At 33.3% G+C, this 19,614-nt stretch carries 14 protein-coding genes and 2 tRNA genes; 13 read left to right on the top strand and 3 right to left on the bottom strand.

Annotated elements, in window-relative coordinates; translation table 11 throughout:
- From Q0822_RS16350 to Q0822_RS16330, 5 genes are all read left to right on the top strand, one after another.
- Nucleotides 1-393, top strand: a complete 393-nt coding sequence (locus Q0822_RS16350; protein ID WP_008269293.1) for a biopolymer transporter ExbD — start codon at nt 1-3, stop codon at nt 391-393.
- Between the two features lie 44 nt (nt 394-437).
- Nucleotides 438-1,286, top strand: coding sequence for an energy transducer TonB (locus Q0822_RS16345; RefSeq protein ID WP_299125720.1), 849 nt, complete (start codon nt 438-440; stop codon nt 1,284-1,286).
- A gap of 3 nt (nt 1,287-1,289) precedes the next feature.
- The gene (locus tag Q0822_RS16340; protein ID WP_299125719.1) at nt 1,290-2,507 is read left to right on the top strand and encodes a folylpolyglutamate synthase/dihydrofolate synthase family protein; all 1,218 of its coding nucleotides are present in this window, start codon (nt 1,290-1,292) and stop codon (nt 2,505-2,507) included.
- Between the two features lie 62 nt (nt 2,508-2,569).
- Nucleotides 2,570-2,644: transfer RNA gene (locus tag Q0822_RS16335), tRNA-Val, on the top strand.
- Nucleotides 2,645-2,687: 43 nt separating this feature from the next.
- Nucleotides 2,688-2,762 (top strand) — tRNA-Val (locus Q0822_RS16330).
- Between the two features lie 8 nt (nt 2,763-2,770).
- Here Q0822_RS16330 and murF read toward each other — a convergent pair.
- Together murF and gldJ are read right to left on the bottom strand one after the other, a co-directional pair.
- Nucleotides 2,771-4,051: a UDP-N-acetylmuramoyl-tripeptide--D-alanyl-D-alanine ligase gene (gene murF, locus Q0822_RS16325; protein WP_299125717.1), complete on the bottom strand. Its 1,281-nt coding sequence runs from the start codon at nt 4,049-4,051 to the stop codon at nt 2,771-2,773.
- Between the two features lie 65 nt (nt 4,052-4,116).
- Complete coding sequence (gldJ, locus tag Q0822_RS16320) at nt 4,117-5,799, bottom strand: gliding motility lipoprotein GldJ (RefSeq protein WP_299125716.1); 1,683 nt, start codon at nt 5,797-5,799, stop codon at nt 4,117-4,119.
- 324 nt (nt 5,800-6,123) lie between these two features.
- Between gldJ and porU the strand changes: the two genes are divergently transcribed.
- The 5 genes from porU to Q0822_RS16295 all read left to right on the top strand — a co-directional run bounded on the left by porU (nt 6,124) and on the right by Q0822_RS16295 (nt 14,600).
- Nucleotides 6,124-9,981 (top strand): type IX secretion system sortase PorU, encoded by a 3,858-nt coding sequence (gene porU, locus Q0822_RS16315; RefSeq protein WP_299125715.1) that lies wholly within the window; start codon nt 6,124-6,126, stop codon nt 9,979-9,981.
- A 62-nt stretch (nt 9,982-10,043) separates the two neighbouring features.
- Nucleotides 10,044-11,294, top strand: a complete 1,251-nt coding sequence (porV, locus tag Q0822_RS16310; protein ID WP_299125714.1) for a type IX secretion system outer membrane channel protein PorV — start codon at nt 10,044-10,046, stop codon at nt 11,292-11,294.
- Between the two features lie 77 nt (nt 11,295-11,371).
- Entirely contained in the window at nt 11,372-11,854 is a 483-nt protein-coding gene (gene cdd / locus Q0822_RS16305; RefSeq protein WP_299125712.1) for a cytidine deaminase, read from the top strand.
- Between the two features lie 112 nt (nt 11,855-11,966).
- Nucleotides 11,967-12,968: a pyruvate dehydrogenase (acetyl-transferring) E1 component subunit alpha gene (pdhA, locus tag Q0822_RS16300; RefSeq protein ID WP_299125709.1), complete on the top strand. Its 1,002-nt coding sequence runs from the start codon at nt 11,967-11,969 to the stop codon at nt 12,966-12,968.
- A gap of 3 nt (nt 12,969-12,971) precedes the next feature.
- Nucleotides 12,972-14,600 (top strand): pyruvate dehydrogenase complex dihydrolipoamide acetyltransferase, encoded by a 1,629-nt coding sequence (locus Q0822_RS16295; RefSeq protein ID WP_299125706.1) that lies wholly within the window; start codon nt 12,972-12,974, stop codon nt 14,598-14,600.
- 82 nt (nt 14,601-14,682) lie between these two features.
- On the opposite strand, the gene Q0822_RS16290 is transcribed toward Q0822_RS16295, so the two are convergent.
- On the bottom strand, nt 14,683-17,100 hold the full coding sequence (locus Q0822_RS16290; RefSeq protein WP_299125704.1) for an outer membrane beta-barrel family protein: 2,418 nt from the start codon (nt 17,098-17,100) through the stop codon (nt 14,683-14,685).
- A gap of 185 nt (nt 17,101-17,285) precedes the next feature.
- Between Q0822_RS16290 and Q0822_RS16285 the strand changes: the two genes are divergently transcribed.
- From Q0822_RS16285 to Q0822_RS16275, 3 genes are read left to right on the top strand one after another with little or no spacing between them, the layout of a single operon-like run.
- The gene (locus Q0822_RS16285; protein WP_299125702.1) at nt 17,286-18,287 is read left to right on the top strand and encodes a M20/M25/M40 family metallo-hydrolase; all 1,002 of its coding nucleotides are present in this window, start codon (nt 17,286-17,288) and stop codon (nt 18,285-18,287) included.
- The gene (locus Q0822_RS16280; protein ID WP_299125700.1) at nt 18,280-18,963 is read left to right on the top strand and encodes an SDR family oxidoreductase; all 684 of its coding nucleotides are present in this window, start codon (nt 18,280-18,282) and stop codon (nt 18,961-18,963) included. The genes Q0822_RS16285 and Q0822_RS16280 overlap by 8 nt, the downstream gene beginning before the upstream one ends.
- Nucleotides 18,963-19,610, top strand: a complete 648-nt coding sequence (locus Q0822_RS16275) for an HAD family hydrolase (RefSeq protein ID WP_299125697.1) — start codon at nt 18,963-18,965, stop codon at nt 19,608-19,610. The genes Q0822_RS16280 and Q0822_RS16275 overlap by 1 nt, the downstream gene beginning before the upstream one ends.
- The last annotated feature ends 4 nt before the right edge of the window (nt 19,611-19,614 follow it).

Here is a 19,614-nt window from a genome sequence, read left to right as displayed (position 1 = left end):
ATGAATATTAGAGGAAGAAATAAAGTAACACCAGAGTTCAATATGGCTTCAATGACCGATATTGTATTCTTGTTATTAATCTTTTTTATGATTGCTTCAACTTTAGTGACAACTAATGCCATTGATATTATTTTGCCTACCGCTAGTGGAAAGACGGAGAATAAAAAATCTACTGCTGTTAGTATTAAAAAAGATTTGACCTATTATATCGATCAGAAACGTGTAGGCGAAAGTGTTTTAGAAAGTCAGTTAATATCTATTATGGCAACACAAGAAACACCAACAATTGTTTTAAGGGCTGAAAAATCTGTGCCTGTTGAAAATGTAGTGAAGGTTATGGATATTGCAAATCGAAACAAATTCAAGGTGATATTAGCAGTGAAGCCAAATTAAACGGCATCATTTTTGAAACTATACTAATCAAAGTATATAAAACAGTGAAATATTTAGGGACCAAACATCAACGTAATTCTGCGAGAATCACAGGCTTAATTGCTCTGCTTCTATTCTTGTTGTTATTTTTTGTTGGGCCTCAATATTTAGATCCACCAGAAGAATATGGTATTGCTGTTAATTTCGGAACAACAGATTTTGGAAGTGGAAACAAACCTTTAAGTGAGCCTAGGAAGGCAGTTGAAGAAGAGGTCGCAGAGGAATCTCAACCACAGGAAACAAAAGTAGAACCAACGGAATCTACATCAAAAGCTGAAGAAGTTATTACTCAAGAGTCAGCAGAATCAATTGCAATAAAAAAGCAAAAAGAAGCTGAGGCAAAAGCAAAAGCTGAGGCTGAGCGTGCAGAACGTCAAAAACGTGAAGCAGAAGAAAGAAAACGTAGAGAGGAAGCTGAGAAAAAGAAGAAACTTCAAGATCTTATTGATGGTGTAGCTAATTCTGATGGTAATACTGATGGTGGAGAAGGACCAGATGATAAAGGAGGAAACAAAGGTCAGTTAGATGGAGATCCATACGCACCAAGCTATTTTGGTGGTTCAGGGCCAGGAAAGGGTGGAATTGGATATGGACTTGGTGGAAGAGGGAGACCAACAAAAAGGATATACAAACAAGACTGTAATGAATACGGCTTGGTTGTTGTAAAAATTGAAGTTAATAGAGCTGGAAAAGTTGTAAGTGCAGAGCCAGGAATTAGAGGTACTACAAACACACATCCATGTTTATTAGAACCTGCGAAAAAGATTGCCTTATCACATAAGTGGCCAGCAGATAATGATGCACCAACTAGACAAATAGGCTTTGTTAGTATTAACTTTGATGTAGGTCAATAAACAATGAATTACCAAGATACTGTAAGTTGGATGTTCCAACAATTACCCATGTATCAGAATAAAGGCAACTCAGCCTTTAAAAAGGATTCATCTAATACACTAAAATTATCAGAGCAATTAGGAGAACCTCATAAGCAGTTCAAATCTATTCATGTTGGTGGTACAAATGGTAAAGGTTCTACAAGCCATATGTTGGCATCGATTCTGCAAGAAGCTGGTTATAAAGTCGGACTATATACCTCACCACACTTAAAGGATTTTAGAGAACGCATTAGAATAAACGGAAAAGTTGTTAGTAAGCAATTTGTTATAGGATTTATAAAACGAAATAAAGCTTTTTTAGATTCGAATAGTTTATCCTTTTTTGAAATGACCGTTGGAATGGCATTCGATTATTTTGCTAAACAAAAGGTTGATATTGCAGTCATTGAGGTAGGATTAGGTGGAAGACTAGATTCTACAAATATTATTATGCCAGAATTATCTGTGATTACAAACATTGGTTATGACCATATGCAGATGTTAGGTAATACACTTGAAGAAATTGCTTTTGAAAAAGCAGGAATTATAAAGCAAAGTATACCAGTAGTTATAGGAGAAACACAGACAGAAACCAAAGCTATTTTTAAAGCTAAGGCAGCAGATAGCAATTCAGAAATATATTTTGCAGATCAATTAATAAAACACACTTTAGAAAGTGACCTCAAGGGATTGTATCAGATTCATAATATAAAAACTGTGTTACAGTCTGTTGAAGTTTTAAGAGATTCTAGATTTATAATTTCTGAAACTCAGTTGAAAAAAGGACTGCTAAACGTTGTGAAAAACACAGGTTTACAAGGTCGTTGGCAAGTTTTGCAAAAGCAGCCAAAAATTATATGTGATACCGCACACAATAGAGAAGGACTAACTTATGTGATGCAACAATTGCAATCTGAAAAGTTTGATAAACTACATATTGTATTTGGTGTAGTTAACGATAAGAATTTGGATTCCATTATACCATTACTTCCTAAAAAAGCTAAATATTATTTTTGTAAACCAGATGTACAACGTGGTCTTGATGCGATTAAATTGAGGGAAGTATTTGCAAATGTCGGTTTATTCGGCAAATCTTATAGAAGCGTAAATGATGCCTTATATAATGCAAAATTAAACGCTGAAAAAGATGATTTAATTTATATAGGAGGAAGTACTTTTGTAGTAGCAGAAATTATTTGATTTTTTTATCAAAAACCTTTTGAGATTTTAAAAACTAATCTATATTTGCAGTCCAATTTAGAGGGCGCGTAGCTCAGTTGGTTCAGAGCACTTGGTTTACACCCAAGGGGTCAGGGGTTCGAATCCCTTCGCGCCCACAAAAGTTCACAGAAATGTGGACTTTTTTGGTTATAATAAATAGGGTCATTAACTCAGTTGGTTTAGAGTGTTACCTTGACAGGGTAGAAGTCACTGGTTCGAATCCAGTATGACCCACAAAAGTTTTAGATTAAATCTAAGATTCGTTCCAAAGCCATACCTCTAGAACCTTTAATTAATATAGTAGAATCAGAAAGGTTTAGGCTATTGAGAATAGGTTTTAAATCTTCAAAACTGTTAAACACCTTAGTTGTTTCTTTTGATTTTGTTTTATAGAAGTTTTCTCCGATTATATATATATTCTCATCAAAATTATCTTCAGCAAAATTGGTAATGCTTTGATGTTCAGCTTCAGCTTCATTACCTAATTCAAACATATCACCAAGAAACAAGTATTTATTTTTAGCATCTAATTGCTTTAAATTCTTAAGTGCAGCTATCATGCTCGTTGGGTTCGCATTATAAGCATCTAAGATAATTCTAGTTGTACCTTTTCTAATAATCTCAGATCTATTATTGTCTGGTTGATAGCTTTCAATAGCTTTTTTTATGTCTTCAGTTGTAACATTAAAATGTTTACCAATGGCTACAGCTACGGCTATATTACCATAGTTATAATCACCAATAAGTTGGCTGTTAATTTCGATATTATCATAGTTGAGTTTTACATAAGGATTTGCACTTTTAAAAGTTATAACGCAATCATTATTTATGTCTGCACCAAAAGAAATCGTGTTTGCATAGTCGCCGATTTGTTTAATCTGCTTTTTATCATCAGTGTTTATAAAGGCAGTTTTGTCATTTGCTTTTAAGTAATCGTATAATTCAGATTTTCCTTTTATGACACCTTCTACACTTCCAAAACCTTCTAAATGTGCTTTTCCGAAATTGGTAATTAAGCCATAGTCTGGTTGTGCAATTTGACTCAAAAAAGCTATCTCTTTTTTGTGATTTGCACCCATTTCAACAATACCGAAATCTAAACTTTTCGTAAAGCTTAACAAGGTTAACGGAACACCAATATGATTATTTAGGTTACCTTTTGTTGCTCTTACTTTATATGTAGAGGACAAAACAGTATTAATAAGTTCCTTGGTAGTTGTTTTACCATTACTTCCTGTTAATGAAATTATAGGTATGCCAATTTCACTTCTATGGTAAGTGGCTAGTTGTTGTAAACTAGATAAAACATCATCAACTAAAACACAGTTTTCATTAATGACAGCGTTTTTAGAATCGACAACACAATATTTCGCTCCACTTTCAAAAGCTTTCTGTACAAATTCATTACCATCAAAATTATCGCCTTTTAATGCAAAGTATATACAATCCTTTGAGAGTTTTCTGGTATCGGTTGACACACCAGAACACATTTTAAATTTTTGATAAAGCACATCTATTTCCATAGGCTTAAAAATAAAAAAGTCCTGATAAATTTATCAGGACTTTTTTAAATATTATTTAACGTTTATTAATTACGTTTTTTACCACCTTTTTCAGTTTTAGAACCTACTCTAGATACAGCACATCTAAAGCCGATGTAATCTGTTGCCATATCTTGCGGGAAATAACGACGCTGAGCAGGGTCAATCCAGTAAGCTCTATCTCTCCAAGAACCACCTTTGTAAACTCTAACATCATCATTAATTAATGAAGTTCTGCTGTTAGACTTATCGTATTCTCTTATCATTTTACCATCAGTAGAATCTACTTCTACACGATGCTTAGGCGAGTTATACATTTTACCTGTATTATCTTTAGTAGCATCTTCAACTTCATCAAAGCTTTCTCTATAATAGCGTGAAGAGCGCTTATCACCATCCCTAAAGTTTCTATTATCACTTTTGCTGAAGTTAGTTCTTAAATAAGTTTCATCTTCATCAATAGCGATTCTAGCAATTTCACCTGGTAAATCTCTAGCTACGATTTTACCGTTACTTAATGTATCATATACAATTTCGTCTACAGTAACGATTTTTACACTACCATCGTCATTAATCGCATTTTTAGTGTATACATTACCTCTGTAGTAGTTAAAATCATTAAACTCATCATCTACGATTGGTCTATAAACATCAGCTACCCATTCTGCAACATTACCAGCCATATCATATAATCCATAGTCATTTGGTTCGTAAGATTTAACTTCTGCAGTAATATCAGCACCATCATCAGACCATCCTGCGATTCCACCGTAATCACCTTTTCCTTGTTTAAAGTTTGCCATCTGATCTCCACGATTAACACGTTTACCAGATCTTGTATACTGACCATCCCAAGGATATTTTTTACGTCCTCTATATACGTTATAGCTTCGTAATTCACTCATTCCAAGAGCAGCATATTCCCACTCAGCTTCGGTTGGTAGTCTGTATTTTACAGGAATTAACCCTGTTTCTCTGTTGGCATATACATTAATAGGATTACCATCAGCATCAGTTTGTTGTTTACGTTTTCCACCAGTCAATACTTCTTCGTTTCCTCCGTAAGTTTGAGATGGAGCAGCAATATAAGTATCTGTACTAAATGTACTTTCTGCATTCACATCTGTATATTGCGCATCTCTTTTTATATAGCCAGCTTCTTGTAAAGCCATTTCTGCTACACGGTCTGTTCTCCAGTTCGCATATTCTACAGCCTGTATCCAACTTACACCCACTACAGGGTAATTGGCATAACCAGGATGACGTAAATAATTTTCAGTCATCATTTCATTGTAACCAAGTCTATTTCTCCATACCAAAGTATCTGGTAATGCTCCTTTATATATTAAGGTATAATTTGGATCATCTGGTGGATAGACATTTTTTAAATAATCTAAATAAATTAGATAATTCAAGTTAGTTACTTCGTTTTCATCCATATAAAAGGATTGTACATGCTGTTGATTTGGAGTATTATTCCAGTCATGCATTGGATCATCTTGTACTTTACCCATTGTGAACGTTCCGCCTTCAATAAATGCGGTTCCCGGAGGAGTTTCTTGTTCTTTAAATTGGGTGTTGTACTGAAAACCACCTTTTTTGTCGTTGATTTTCCATCCTGTGGCACTATCTACGTTGCCAGAATTAGAAGAACGCTTACAACTAACTATAGTTGCACAAAGCGTTATTACTATTAATAATTTTAGGTTTGAGACATTTTTCATATCCATACGTTTAAGTAAGCTCGTTAAATTTTAGAGTCGCAATATAACAATTAAAGGTAAACTGACAACTTTTTTTTGGGTCAAATTGCAAAAAAAAGTGCATTTCATCCTTTTTTTTGAACATAACATCGGATTTTTGGCCAATTTATGGATGTATTTTGCTCTTTAATAACGAGCATTGAAATGAATTATTGTTGTATTTTTGAAATTAAAATTGCGAAGTCATAATAACACGCTTTTAAGGGCGTTATTTTACTGTAAATTTATATAATTGTCTGGTTAGAGATGCAATTATGTAATTTTTTAAGGCTAAGAAACCAAAATGGATAAATGAAAAATTGCTATTCAATATTCTTTCTTTTTTTCTCTATAATATGTTTTGCTCAGCAAAAACAGTTTAATATTAACTGGGCTGGTGTAAAAACATTAGAAACTGATTATGGCAAAATTGAAGTTCCTGCTTTTGATGTTAAACACCTTAATTATAATAATAAAGATGGTTTAACCTTTTTTGCACAATGGGATAGTGACGGAAGTATTATAGACGAAAGTTCAGTAAGCATATCTAATGTAGCTTATGAAGATATATCCGAATCCGAATTAAAAAATTTAAATACACAACTCATACCAACTTCTCCTAAGTACAAGTTATATAATACTAATGCTAGAGGAAAGCGTTCGTATTATTTTGAATTGAGTCCTATTATTAAGGATAAAGGATTGTATAAAAAAATTACTGCTTTCTCAATTATATATAATAAGCGTTCCAATAACTATGAAAGTAGAGCAAAGGGTCTAACTGAAATTACGAATTCGGTTTTAAGTACAGGACAATGGTATCGATTTTATATTGATAAGACTGGTGTGTTTCAATTAACAAAAAACTTTTTAAGTAGTTTAGGAGTTAATACAAATTCTGTTGATCCAAGAACTATAAAGATTTATGGTAATGGTGGAAGGATGTTACCATTATCAAATTCAGAAAATTACCCTTTTGATGTTGTTGAAAATGCTGTAAAGTTTGTTGGTGAAGAAGATGGTAGTTTCGATAATAACGATTATATACTTTTTTATGGCGAAGGTCCTACAACTTATAATCAAGAGAGTGATACTAACATAAATCTATACGCTGATAAAACCTATTATTATGTAAATATAAGTTCTGGAAATGGAAAACGTATTCTGACTATGCCTACTATTGATGCAGTTGCTGATATACAGATTAATACGTTTCAAGATTATCAGTTTTATGAAGTTGATGAGTATAACTTAGCGAAATTGGGGCGTAAATGGTTTGGAGATGATTTTGATATCGAAAATCAACGTGAGTATGAATTTCAATTTCCAAATTTAGTGAATAGCGAACCTGTAAGTTTTAAAATTGCAGTTGGTGCTGTCTCTGAAGTATCAACCAATATGTCAATTACTATAAATGGTAATGCAGTTTCAAACTTAAACTTAAATCCTATAGTCTCTGGATCTGTTTTAGCAAGTGGAGCTACATTTAGCAATTCGCTAAACATATCTTCTGATGATATTACAATAACACTAGATTATAACAATAATGGAAATCCTTCTGGGAATGCCTATTTAGATTATATAAATATTGAAGCAACAAGAGATCTTACTTATGATGGAGATCAGTTAGTCTTTAAAAATAGGGATGTTAATACTACACCCGGAATTGCAGAATACGTTCTGTCTAATAGCTCTGCGGTAGAAGAAATATGGGACATTACAGATCGCTTTAATATCTCTAATATCATAAATTCAGATGACCAGAATACGATGTCTTTTAAAGTTCAGTCTGGCGAAGCGCGACAATATCTGGCATTTTCTAATTCTAACTTTTTTCAACCTATAAAAGATTCAAAGTCAATAGTTGTAAATCAAAATTTAAAAGGAACTATTTTTAATAACGCGCAAGGCGAATTCGAAGATGTCGATTATATCATTTTATCTCCAAACCAATTTTTATCGCAAGCAGAGCGTTTAGCGCAGATCAACAGAAATCAGTATAACCTTAATGTAAAAGTAGTTGATTTGCAATCCATATATAATGAGTTTAGTACAGGTAGTCAAGATATAGCCGCTTTAAGAAATTTTGTAAAATATGTGTATGATAATGCAAGCACACCGAGTAAAAGGTTAAAGTATTTATGCTTGTTCGGAGAGGGCTCTTATGATTATAAAAATAGAATACCTAATAATACTAATCTAGTGCCTTCTTGGTACACTATAAGCAGTTTTGCTTTAACGAATTCATTTGTTTCGGATGATTTTTATGCCATGCTTGATGATAATGAAGGTACAATGAGTAATGCCGATAGAATGGATGTTGCTGTAGGTAGGATATTGGCTGAAGATGCACAACGTGCCAAGCAAATGGTAGATAAAATTGATGCTTATTATCAAAAAGAAGCCTATGGAAGTTGGAGAAATAACATACTTCTTATTTCCGATGATGTCGATGTGGATTGGGAGAAAACATTACAAGAAACCACAGATGGTCTTGGTACGACCTTAAATGCAGAAAAACCATTTCTGAATGTAGTTAAAATACACTCAGACGCGTTTGAACAAGAGTCATCTGCCGCTGGTAATAGATATCCTAAGGTAAATAAAGCTATAAAGGATGCTATTGAAGTAGGTGCATTAGTAGTTAACTATTTTGGTCACGGAGGTGAAGATGGTATTGCTAAAGAACGAATTTTTGATAAGTTCGAGGCACAAGAAGTTAACAACGTATGTAAATTTAATTTGTTTGTTACCGTAACTTGTGAATACACAAAATTTGATGATCCAAATAGAGATACTGCAGGCGAGTTTACTTTTTGGAACATAAATGGTGGTGCAATTGGATTAATAACAACAACAAGACAAATTTTTGTTACAGTAGGAGAATCTATTAATAAGGAATTAGACGATTATTTATTTGCTTTTCAAGCTAATGATTATTCCTCTGCTGCAGAAGCCTTGCGTCTTACCAAAACGGACAATAGTATATCTGGCCTCACACAAAAACGATTAGTATTTTTCATTGGAGATCCTGCAATGAAATTAGCTTTCGCAAAACCAAATGTTAGACTAACTAAGGTAAACGATGTTGAAATAACACAACCTATCGACACTCTAAAGGCTTTAAGTTATACAAAATTGGCAGGTGAAGTTGTGGATGCAAATGGAAGTTTATTGTCTGATTATAATGGTACATTAACAGCTACAGTTTTTGATAAAGAGATTGAGCGTCAAACTCTAGGTAATGATGGTGTAACAGATTCAAACGGGGATTTAATTATCTTGGATTTTACAACATTAGGGGAAGTAATTTTTAAAGGTCAGGCAAGTATAGTTAATGGACAGTTTGAATTTGATTTTATTGTACCTAAGGATATTGGTATTCCTGTCGGTAATGGTAAAGTGAGTTTTTATGCCCAAACAGATAATCCACTTTCTGATCAAGCTGGAGCTAATTTCGATATTAAAATTGGAGGTATTAATGAAAATGCACCTGAGGACAACACAGGACCAGTCATCAATTTGTTTATGAATGATGAGAATTTCGTGTCTGGCGGTATTACTAATGAATCTCCTAATTTATTGGCAAAATTACAAGACGATAATGGAATAAATACATCTAGTGGTATAGGTCATGATATTACAGCTATAATTGATGGAGACGAAACGAACCCAATTGTATTAAATGATTATTATCAGGCCAATATAGATGATTATACTAATGGAGTAGTCACTTATCCATTTAGAGATTTAGAACCAGGCTTACATACCTTAACTTTAAAAGCTTGGGATGTTTATAATAATTCTTCAACAGCAGAAATTCAGTTTATGGTTTTTGATAAAGATGAAGAATTAGTTATAAATAATGTTTTAAACTATCCTAATCCTTTTGTGAGTTATACAGAGTTTTGGTTTAATCACAATAGTGTGGAGCCTTTAGACGTTTCAGTACAAATATTCACTGTTTCTGGTAAGTTGGTAAGAACATTAAACGGACAAACCACAGGAGGAAGCAAAGCTGTAAGCTCTTTATCTAAAGACATAATTTGGGATGGAAGAGACGATTTTGGTGATAAAATTGGAAAAGGGGTCTATGTCTATAAACTAAAAGTGAAATCTAACCGTTTAAATAAACAAGTTGAAAAAATTCAAAAACTTGTCATACTATAATAATAATTTATATTTGTTAACGAATTAATGTTACTAGACTAGCATTAATAACTAAATTGAACATGAAGAAATACGCAATAACCCTAATCACTTTTGTTACATTTAACCTAACATATGGTCAAACAGTAGTAATTCCTAAAACTAATGACAGCAGAGTTATAACAACAGGAGTTCCCTTTATGCTTATTGCTCCCGATGCAAGAGCTGCGGCTATGGGAGATATGGGAGTAGCAACATCTGTGGACGGGTTTTCACAACAATGGAATCCGGCGAAATATGCATTTTCAGAAGCTAAATCTGGAATCAGTTTAAGTTATACACCATATCTAAGTAAATTAGTCAATGATATCTCTATTAGCTATGCTACTTATTTTAATAGGTTAAATGAATACAGTGCTATTTCCGCAAGTTTTAAATACTTTAGTTTAGGAGAAATCACTTTAACACAAAGTGAAAACGATCCAGGTATTAATGTAAAACCAAATGAATTTACAGCAGATGTAGCCTATACTCTGCGTTTGGCAGATCAATTTTCTATGGCAGTTGCCATGCGTTATATGAGATCAGATTTAAGAATAGCTGCTGTAGATCCAACTGCAGATGCTGCTGGTACATTTAGTGCAGACATTACAGGTTACTATCAATCAGAGGAAGAAGCGTATAATGATTTTAATGGTCGCTGGAGAGCTGGTTTTGCAATTCAAAACTTAGGACCAAAATTTAAGTATGATGATGGAGGTAGAGAGAATTTCCAACCTACCAATTTAAGATTAGGTGCGGGTTTTGATTTTATTTTTGATGAGTATAGTAAGTTGGCAGTTACAGCTGAGGTAAGTAAACTATTAGTACCTACACCTCCTATATTAGGAGACGAATACCAATTTACAGACAACAATGGTAATGGCACATATGAAGAAGATGAAGACGATTTAGAAGGGTTTCCTAACAATCCGGTCAATAGTAATGTAATTGTTTCGGGTCAGGATCCTGATGTGAGTTTTCTTAGTGGTGTTTTTCAATCTTTTGGCGATGCACCAGGTGGATTTAGCGAAGAGTTAAGAGAATTTACATGGGCATTGGGTGCAGAATATTCATATCAAGAAAACTTTGCTTTCAGAGCAGGTTTTTTTAATGAAGCTGAAGATAAAGGAGCGCGTAAGTTTTTTGCTTTAGGAGCAGGTTTTAAATATACAACCATAAATGTAGATCTATCATATTTGTTCTCTGCATCGAAAGTTCAGAGTCCATTAGAAAATACATTACGCTTTTCACTAACATTTAATTTTGGTGCTGGCGAATATGATGAGTATTAGAGTATAACTTTAATCAGATTAAAAGACTATTGTTTTATAAAAGCAATAGTTTTTTTGTCTAAAGTAAATTGTAAGCCATGAAGGAAGTTAAAATAGAAACCACATTACAAGTTTATTTAAATATCGATGAACTTCCCCAAACCATTCAAGATTTAATGAGTAAAGCAGTAAAGGCGAGAGAAAATGCCTATGCTCCTTATTCAAAATTCAACGTTGGTGCTGCTATTTTACTCGATAATAATGAAGTTGTCATTGGCAGTAATCAGGAAAATGCATCCTATCCTTCAGGTTTATGTGCAGAGCGTACAGCTATTTATTATGCTGGTGCTAAATACCCAAATGCTAAGATTTTAAAAATGGCAATTTCAGCATCGTCTCAAAATCAGGTGACTAGTAAACCGATTCCACCATGCGGTGCATGCAGACAATCGATTGCAGAGTATGAGATAAAACAAAATCTACCAATAGAAATTTATTTCATGGGTAAAGAGGGAAAAGTTGTTAAATCAGCTTCCTTAGCTAATTTACTACCACTTCTTTTTGATAATTCAGTGTTATAAACTTTTTGTTGTAGATTATTCAATAATCTTCTGTTTTTTTACGACATCCTGTTTCTTCATTATTGTGTAATGTGTTATTTTTGTTATTCTATTTTAATGAATTAATCAACACATGCAAAAAATAACCAAAGCAGTTTACCTAAAGTGGTATGAGGATATGTTATTCTGGCGAAAGTTTGAAGACAAACTTGCCGCAGTTTATATTCAACAAAAAGTTAGAGGTTTCCTTCATTTATATAATGGACAAGAAGCTGTATTAGCAGGTGCTTTACATGCTATGGACTTAACTAAGGATAAGATGATTACTGCATATCGTAATCATGTTCAGCCTATAGGTATGGGAGTAGATCCAAAACGCGTCATGGCAGAATTGTTTGGAAAGGCTACAGGAACCTCTCAAGGTCTTGGTGGCTCTATGCATATTTTCTCTAAAGAACACCGTTTTTATGGTGGTCATGGAATTGTAGGTGGTCAGATTCCTCTTGGTGCAGGTATTGCTTTTGGTGATAAGTATCATGATAAAGATGCAGTAACAATTTGTTGTTTTGGTGATGGTGCTGCAAGACAAGGCTCATTGCACGAAACATTTAACTTAGCTATGCTATGGAATTTGCCAGTAGTTTTCGTTTGTGAAAATAATGGTTATGCCATGGGAACGTCTGTAGAGCGTACTGCAAATCATACTGACATTTGGAAACTAGGTTTAGGTTACGATATGCCTTCTGGACCTGTGGATGGAATGAATCCTATAAAAGTTGCTGAGGCTTTTGATGAAGCGATTCAACGTGCCAGAAAAGGTGGTGGACCTTCATTCTTAGAAGTAAAAACTTACCGTTACAGAGGTCACTCTATGTCTGATGCGCAGCATTACAGAACAAAGGATGAGGTTGAAGAATACAAAAAAATCGATCCAATTACGCAAGTAAAAGATATTATTCTTGAAAAGAAATATGCTACAGAAGAAGACCTGAAAGCTATTGACAAAGATGTTAAGAAACGCGTTTCAGAATGTGAGAAATTTGCAGATGAATCACCATTTCCAGAAAAGAACGTTATGTATGATGTTGTATACGAGCAAGAAGATTACCCATTTATAGATCACAAAATTAAGTAAGCTATGGCAGAAGTAATTAATATGCCGCGATTGAGCGATACCATGGAAGAGGGTACTGTTGCCTCTTGGTTGAAAAAAGTTGGAGACAAAATTGAAGAAGGTGATATTTTAGCAGAAATTGAAACTGATAAAGCTACTATGGAGTTTGAATCTTTTAATGAAGGAACTCTACTGCATATCGGAATACAAGAAGGAGAAACTGCCAAAGTAGATACACTTTTAGCTATTATTGGTGACGAAGGTGAGGATATTTCTAGCTACCTAAATGGAAGTACAGAAGTTGAAAAGTCTGAAGCTGCACCAGAGTCTAAAGATGAAGAAAAAGATATTTCTGATGTAGATTTTGAAACTTCGTCTAAAGAAGATTTACCTGAAGGGGTTATAGTTGTTACTATGCCACGTCTTAGTGATACTATGGAAGAAGGAACTGTTGCAACTTGGTTGAAGAAAGTTGGTGACGAGGTTGAAGAAGGTGATATTTTAGCTGAGATTGAAACTGATAAAGCAACGATGGAATTTGAATCTTTCCAATCAGGAAACTTGTTGCATATAGGATTAGAGGAAGGTGAATCCGCTAAAGTTGATGCTTTATTGGCTATTATTGGCCCAGCAGGTACTGATGTTTCAGGAGTAGCCAAAAACTTTAAGGCTTCAGGTTCTGAAGCTAAAACAGAAACTGAAAAAGAAGAAAAGAAAATAGAAGCTCCAAAGCCTGTTGAAACCAAAACAGAAACACCAAAAGTTTCAAGTTCTACATCAGCGTCCGCTTCAAATTCTGGAGGAAGAATATTTGCTTCACCTCTAGCTAAGAAAATGGCTGATGAAAAGGGAATCAACTTATCTCAAGTGAGTGGTTCAGGAGAAAATGGACGTATCGTAAAACGTGATATAGAGAACTTTACTCCGTCTGCACAAACAGCTTCTGTAGGTAAATTTGTTCCTACAGGACAAGAAGATTTTGATGAAGTACCAAACTCGAATATGCGTAAGGCGATAGCTAAAAATTTAGCTAAATCTAAGTTTACAGCGCCGCATTATTATTTAAATGTGGAGTTTGATATGGAAAATGCTATTGCTTTTAGAGTACAATACAATTCTATTCCAGATACGAAGATTTCTTATAACGACATGATTGTTAAAGCGTGTGCATTGGCTTTAAAACAACATCCGCAAGTGAACTCGCAATGGTTTGACGATAGAATGCAATTAAATAATCATGTTCATATCGGTGTTGCAGTAGCAGTGCCAGATGGATTGTTAGTTCCAGTTGTTAAATTTGCGAATGAACAGAGTTTACCTCAAATTGGAGCAGCAGTTAGAGAGTATGCTGGTAAAGCCAGAAACAAGAAATTATCTTTAGACGAAATGGAAGGTAGTACGTTTACTGTGTCTAATTTAGGAATGTTTGGTATCGATAGCTTTACGTCTATTATCAATCAACCTAATTCGGCTATTTTATCGGTAGGAAACATTGTTGAAAAACCAGTGGTTAAAAATGGACAAATTGTAGTAGGTCATACAATGAAATTGTGCTTAGCATGCGATCACAGAACAGTTGATGGTGCTACAGGTGCTCAATTCCTTCAAACATTGAAAGGTTATATTGAAAATCCTGTGACGATGTTAGTATAAATGTATTAGTGATATGTCATTCTGAACTTGTTTCAGAATCTAAATATTAAAATCCTGTTTCATATTTATGAAACAGGATTTTTTAATTGACTCTTCGTCGTTCTTCTTCAGAACCTGTCTCACGATTACGAGATGATTTTAATTTATTGTTACCGAAACTTCTAGAATAAGTTAAAGCAAAAGTTCTATTTGAAAAATCGAATGTGTTGTTGGTTTTTATATTTTGTTCGGGTAAGTCTGTACCTCCAGTAAACTTAACACTATCTAAAAAGTCATTAATTGAGAACTTTAGTGTTCCCCATTTTTCACCAAAGTTTTGCTGAAATCCTACATTAAGACCATAGACTTCGTTATACTTTGCAGAACCAAAGAAACTTGGACCATTGTAAAAACCAGATAGTTCTGCTGTAAACTTTTCGGATATTTTAAATGAGTGTGTACTATTAGCTGAGAAATTACCCAAGCTTAATTCTATAGGCTCATCATTATAGAATGTTCTAACTTTTTGTTTAATAAATGTAAAATTATTTTGAGTTCGCCACCAATCAAAAAACTTTATTGGTAAACCAAGAGTTGCACCAAAAGTTCTTGTATAGTCTAGGTTAGCAGCTTCAAAAATTAATCTACCAGTAGCCTCGTCTATACGTTCTTGAAAGTTTGCAATAGAAGCATCTTCATTAGTATACTGAAGTGATAAAAAATACGATTTATAATTAACGTCAACTTTGAAAGCATTAGAAATTGCTGGTTGTAAAGAAGCGTTACCAGATAAAAAAGTATTTGGATCAAAGAATATTACAAACGGAGCTAAATCATTAAAGGTAGGTCTGGTTATACGTTTAGAGTAAGCTAAATTTACACTTAGTGTGTCATTAATCTGCCTATTAATAAAAACACTTGGAAACCAAATTCCGTAATTTCTATCTACGACAGTACCTTGTGTATCTGTATCTAATTTAGAATCTGTATGTTCATATCTAAGACCTACTTTAAAACTCGTTTTTTCATCAATTCCATATTCAACAGCACCATAACCAGCATAGATACTTTCATCTAAAACACTTTTGTTTGTTAATGTTGGGTCAGGTACCCAAATATTGTTTTCAAAATTATCGACAGATACATCGTTTTCAAAATTATTTTTTACACCTTTTATGCCTAACTCAAATTTTAAGTTTTCATTTACTCTGTTACTATAATCTAACTTACTTACCCAAGTTTCTAATGGTGTTTCTTTTCCGCTTCTTAATAATTCACTATTAGTAAATGTATTATTATCATCAAAAAAAGAGTTACGGTAATTTGTTGGGTTGTCGAACTCATAATTTAAGTAATCAATATCGAAACTAAGAAATTTATCTTCCGTGAAATTATGCTTAATATTATAATTAAGACCGATATGTTTTAAATGATTAACTTCATCGTTATCTAAGATTACAAAAGATGTAGGGTTACCATTTTCGGAATTAATATTATTGTTAACAGCATCCATAGACCATCTATTATCAAAAGCACTAACGAGAATACCCATAATTGTTTTTTCAGATGTATTTACATCTAATCCAAGTCTAAGATTATGGTTACGTTGATTAGGTTCTCTATCAGTTACTGTGTTAGATGCTATTAAATCTCCATTATCATTAAACTCCCGACTGGTTTTAAATTGTTGCGCTCTTTCATCAAGAGAAAAACCATAACTGCCATAAAAGTTTATGCTCTTTTTACGATAGTTAAAGTTTATATTATCATTATTTGTAATCCCTTTTCCATAACCTAAGGCAATAGAATAAGACCCATTAAGACCTAAATCAGTACGTTTTTTTAATACAATATTTATGTAACCAGCATTTCCTTCTGCATCAAAATTAGCTGGTGGTGTAGTTATTAATTCTATGGATTCGATATTATCAGCACTCATTCCCTCTAACATCTGCACTAAACCAGATGTTGGCATGTAGCTAATTTTATCATTTATCATTACTACAACCCCTTCTTTTCCAACGATAGAAATGCTGTTACTTTGTCTATTGATATTAATCCCTGGAGACCGCTCTAATACTTCTAATGCTGTTCCGCCAGCGGAAACTATACTATTTTCAACATTAATCACCATACGATCTACTTTTTGTTGATACAATGGTTTCTGAGCTTTAATCAAAACTTCATCTAGTTGGTTTCCTTCTTTTAAAACTAAGGTTTCAACAGTATAAGTATTACTTAAGTTAAATGATTTTGAATAGGTTTTTTGAAAACCAACATAACTACCCATAACGATGTAGTTGCCGTTACTGATATTTTCGATTTTATAACTACCATTATCATCAGTTATAGTTCCTTTGATCAATGTAGAATCATTAGATCTTAACAAAAGCACATTTGCGAAAGAAATACCATTATTATCTATATCTGTGATTAAGCCAGAAATATCGAACTTATCTTGAGCGCTAAGTTGAATACTAGCAATAAGTATTAGTAATTTAAGAAGCTGCTTAAAATCCATTTTATTCTCGTTTTAAAGTGTAGGACAATGTGCTTTTAACAATAAAATCTAATATTAAAAACACACTCAGATTAAGGGAAGCTAATAACTATCTTAATAATAGAGGCTTAAGCTATGTAATATTAGGAAATAATTAATTTTAAACCTAGTTTTAGTTCTTTATCTTTAAGCTCAAATATAAAAATATGAAAAAACCACTTGTAATAATTTTAATTGTCTTTTTAATTGCTTGTTCCTCTAGTCGTAAAGTAGTGGAGGATAAATCTGGGGATGATAAATCAAAACAACTCGTTGAAAAAGTAAAACAAAATAATATTACAATATCTGCTGACGATATTAAATTGAGTATGGAGTATTTAGCTTCAGACGAGTTGAAAGGAAGAGAAACAGGTAGCGAGGGCATAGAAAAAGCAGCTGTTTTTATCGAAAAGTATTTTAAATCTAATAGTATTAAACCCTATTTTGAAACCTATCGAGATTCATTTAAGTTAAATGATTTAGATGGATACAATATCGTTGGAATAGTTGAAGGAAACGATCCAAAACTTAAAAGCGAATATATAATTCTAGGAGGTCATTACGATCATATTGGAAATGGTAGAGCTGTAGAAGGAGATTCGATTGCAAATGGCGCAAATGATGATGCTTCTGGTACTATTGCAGCTATGGAATTTGCCAGGTATTTTGCGCAATCAAAAACTAATAAACGAAGTATATTAGTGACGTTATATGATGCCGAAGAAAAAGGTTTAAAAGGCTCGGCACATTTGGCAGAACGTTTAAAGAATGAAGGTTTCAATGCTTATACTATGATCAATTTTGAAATGATTGGTGTACCAAGAGCTGCTGATGTTCCCATGGCTTACATGAGTGGTTATAACCGTTCTAATTTTGCACCTATCTTAAATAAATATGCTGGTGAAGAAGTGGTTGGTTTTTTTCCTAAGGCAAAAGAGTTTCAGTTGTTCTTTAGATCTGATAACTTTCCATTTTATAAACAACTAAATATGCCAGCACATGCCATTTCAACCTTCGATTTCACTAATTATGATTACTACCATCATGTTGACGACGAAGCGGATCAAATGGATTATCAGCACATGGCTAATTTTATAAATAAAATGATTCCTGGGTTAGAAGGTATGATGAATGCACCAACAAAAGAAGTCCTTTTAAACGATGAGTAAAAATATTATAATAACAGGAACAAGCAGAGGAATAGGATTTGAATTAGTACATCTTTTTGCCAATCAAGGTCATAATGTGTTAGCACTATCTAGAAATGCTCAGCCTGTCAATAATTTGCATTTTGAAAATATAACATCCTTGGCATTCGATTTATGTAACATTGATGATTATCAAAAAGTGGAGCAGTTCATTAAAGACGAATGGAAACAAGTCGATATTTTGATTAATAATGCTGGTGCTATAATCAATAAACCTTTTGCTGATACTACATTTGAGGATTTTACAAAAGTGTATGAGACCAACGTTTTCGGTGTTTCAGAATTAGCCAGAGTGATTTTGCCATTTATAAAAAGTGATGGGCATGTTGTGACTATAAGTTCTATGGGAGGTATTCAAGGCAGTATGAAATTCCCAGGATTAGCAGCATACAGCTCCAGTAAAGGGGCTGTAATCACATTAACAGAATTATTAGCAGAAGAGTATAAAGAAACAGGTCCGCAATTTAACGTCTTGGCTTTAGGAGCTGTACAAACCGAAATGTTAGAAGAAGCATTTCCAGGTTATAAGGCGCCAACTACTGCAAAGGAAATGGCAGCTTATATTCATAATTTTGCTTTAACAGGAAATAAATTTTATAACGGTAAAGTACTACAAGTTTCTAATTCTACACCTTAATGTCTGATTACAAGTGTATTATTTTTGATTGTGACGGGGTTTTGGTCGACAGTGAACCTCTAGGGAATCAAGTTATGGTTGATATGGCAAATGAATTAGGTGCCAATATTAATCTCGATTATGCATACAAGTATTTTAAAGGAAATGCACTAAAAAATTGTATAGACCAAATTGCAGATTTAATTAATACTGCAATACCTTCAACTTTTGAGGCTGAATACAGAAAACGATCTTTCGAAAAGTTTAAAAACGAGATAAAGCCTGTTGACGGTGTTTTAGAAGTAGTCAAAAATTTAGACATTCCTTTTTGTGTCGCTTCAAGTGGACCAGAAAATAAAATAAAACTCAATTTAGAGCGAACTGGTTTATTGCCTTATTTTGAAGAAAACATTTTTAGTTGTTATACTATTCAAAAATGGAAACCAGATCCGGCAATATTTTTATGGGCAGCAAAAACCATGGGTTTTAAACCATCAGAGTGTGTGGTTATAGAAGATAGTCTTTTTGGTGTAAATGCAGCAATTAGTGGTGACTTCGATGTTTTTGGTTTTACTGCACACGATTATAATAATGAATTAAGCCATAAAGCGACTAAGACCTTCAGTGAGATGTTAATGTTGCCAAAACTTATGGAAAGTAAACGCTAATTTT

The organism is uncultured Winogradskyella sp. (assembly GCF_947496485.1).
Lineage (GTDB): Bacteria > Bacteroidota > Bacteroidia > Flavobacteriales > Flavobacteriaceae > Winogradskyella.
This window is presented reverse-complemented; position numbering and strand designations above follow the sequence as displayed.

What these genes read in the sequence shown, in the direction of transcription:
- Q0822_RS16340 (WP_299125719.1), top strand. Translation starts at nt 1,290, where the DNA reads ATGAATTACCAAGATACTGTAAGTTGGATGTTCCAACAATTACCCATG.
- gldJ (WP_299125716.1), bottom strand. Translation starts at nt 5,799, where the DNA reads ATGGATATGAAAAATGTCTCAAACCTAAAATTATTAATAGTAATAACG.
- Q0822_RS16295 (WP_299125706.1), top strand. Translation starts at nt 12,972, where the DNA reads ATGGCAGAAGTAATTAATATGCCGCGATTGAGCGATACCATGGAAGAG.
- porU (WP_299125715.1), top strand. Translation starts at nt 6,124, where the DNA reads ATGAAAAATTGCTATTCAATATTCTTTCTTTTTTTCTCTATAATATGT.
- Q0822_RS16280 (WP_299125700.1), top strand. Translation starts at nt 18,280, where the DNA reads ATGAGTAAAAATATTATAATAACAGGAACAAGCAGAGGAATAGGATTT.
- cdd (WP_299125712.1), top strand. Translation starts at nt 11,372, where the DNA reads ATGAAGGAAGTTAAAATAGAAACCACATTACAAGTTTATTTAAATATC.
- Q0822_RS16350 (WP_008269293.1), top strand. Translation starts at nt 1, where the DNA reads ATGAATATTAGAGGAAGAAATAAAGTAACACCAGAGTTCAATATGGCT.
- Q0822_RS16285 (WP_299125702.1), top strand. Translation starts at nt 17,286, where the DNA reads ATGAAAAAACCACTTGTAATAATTTTAATTGTCTTTTTAATTGCTTGT.
- porV (WP_299125714.1), top strand. Translation starts at nt 10,044, where the DNA reads ATGAAGAAATACGCAATAACCCTAATCACTTTTGTTACATTTAACCTA.
- Q0822_RS16290 (WP_299125704.1), bottom strand. Translation starts at nt 17,100, where the DNA reads ATGGATTTTAAGCAGCTTCTTAAATTACTAATACTTATTGCTAGTATT.
- Q0822_RS16275 (WP_299125697.1), top strand. Translation starts at nt 18,963, where the DNA reads ATGTCTGATTACAAGTGTATTATTTTTGATTGTGACGGGGTTTTGGTC.
- murF (WP_299125717.1), bottom strand. Translation starts at nt 4,051, where the DNA reads ATGGAAATAGATGTGCTTTATCAAAAATTTAAAATGTGTTCTGGTGTG.
- pdhA (WP_299125709.1), top strand. Translation starts at nt 11,967, where the DNA reads ATGCAAAAAATAACCAAAGCAGTTTACCTAAAGTGGTATGAGGATATG.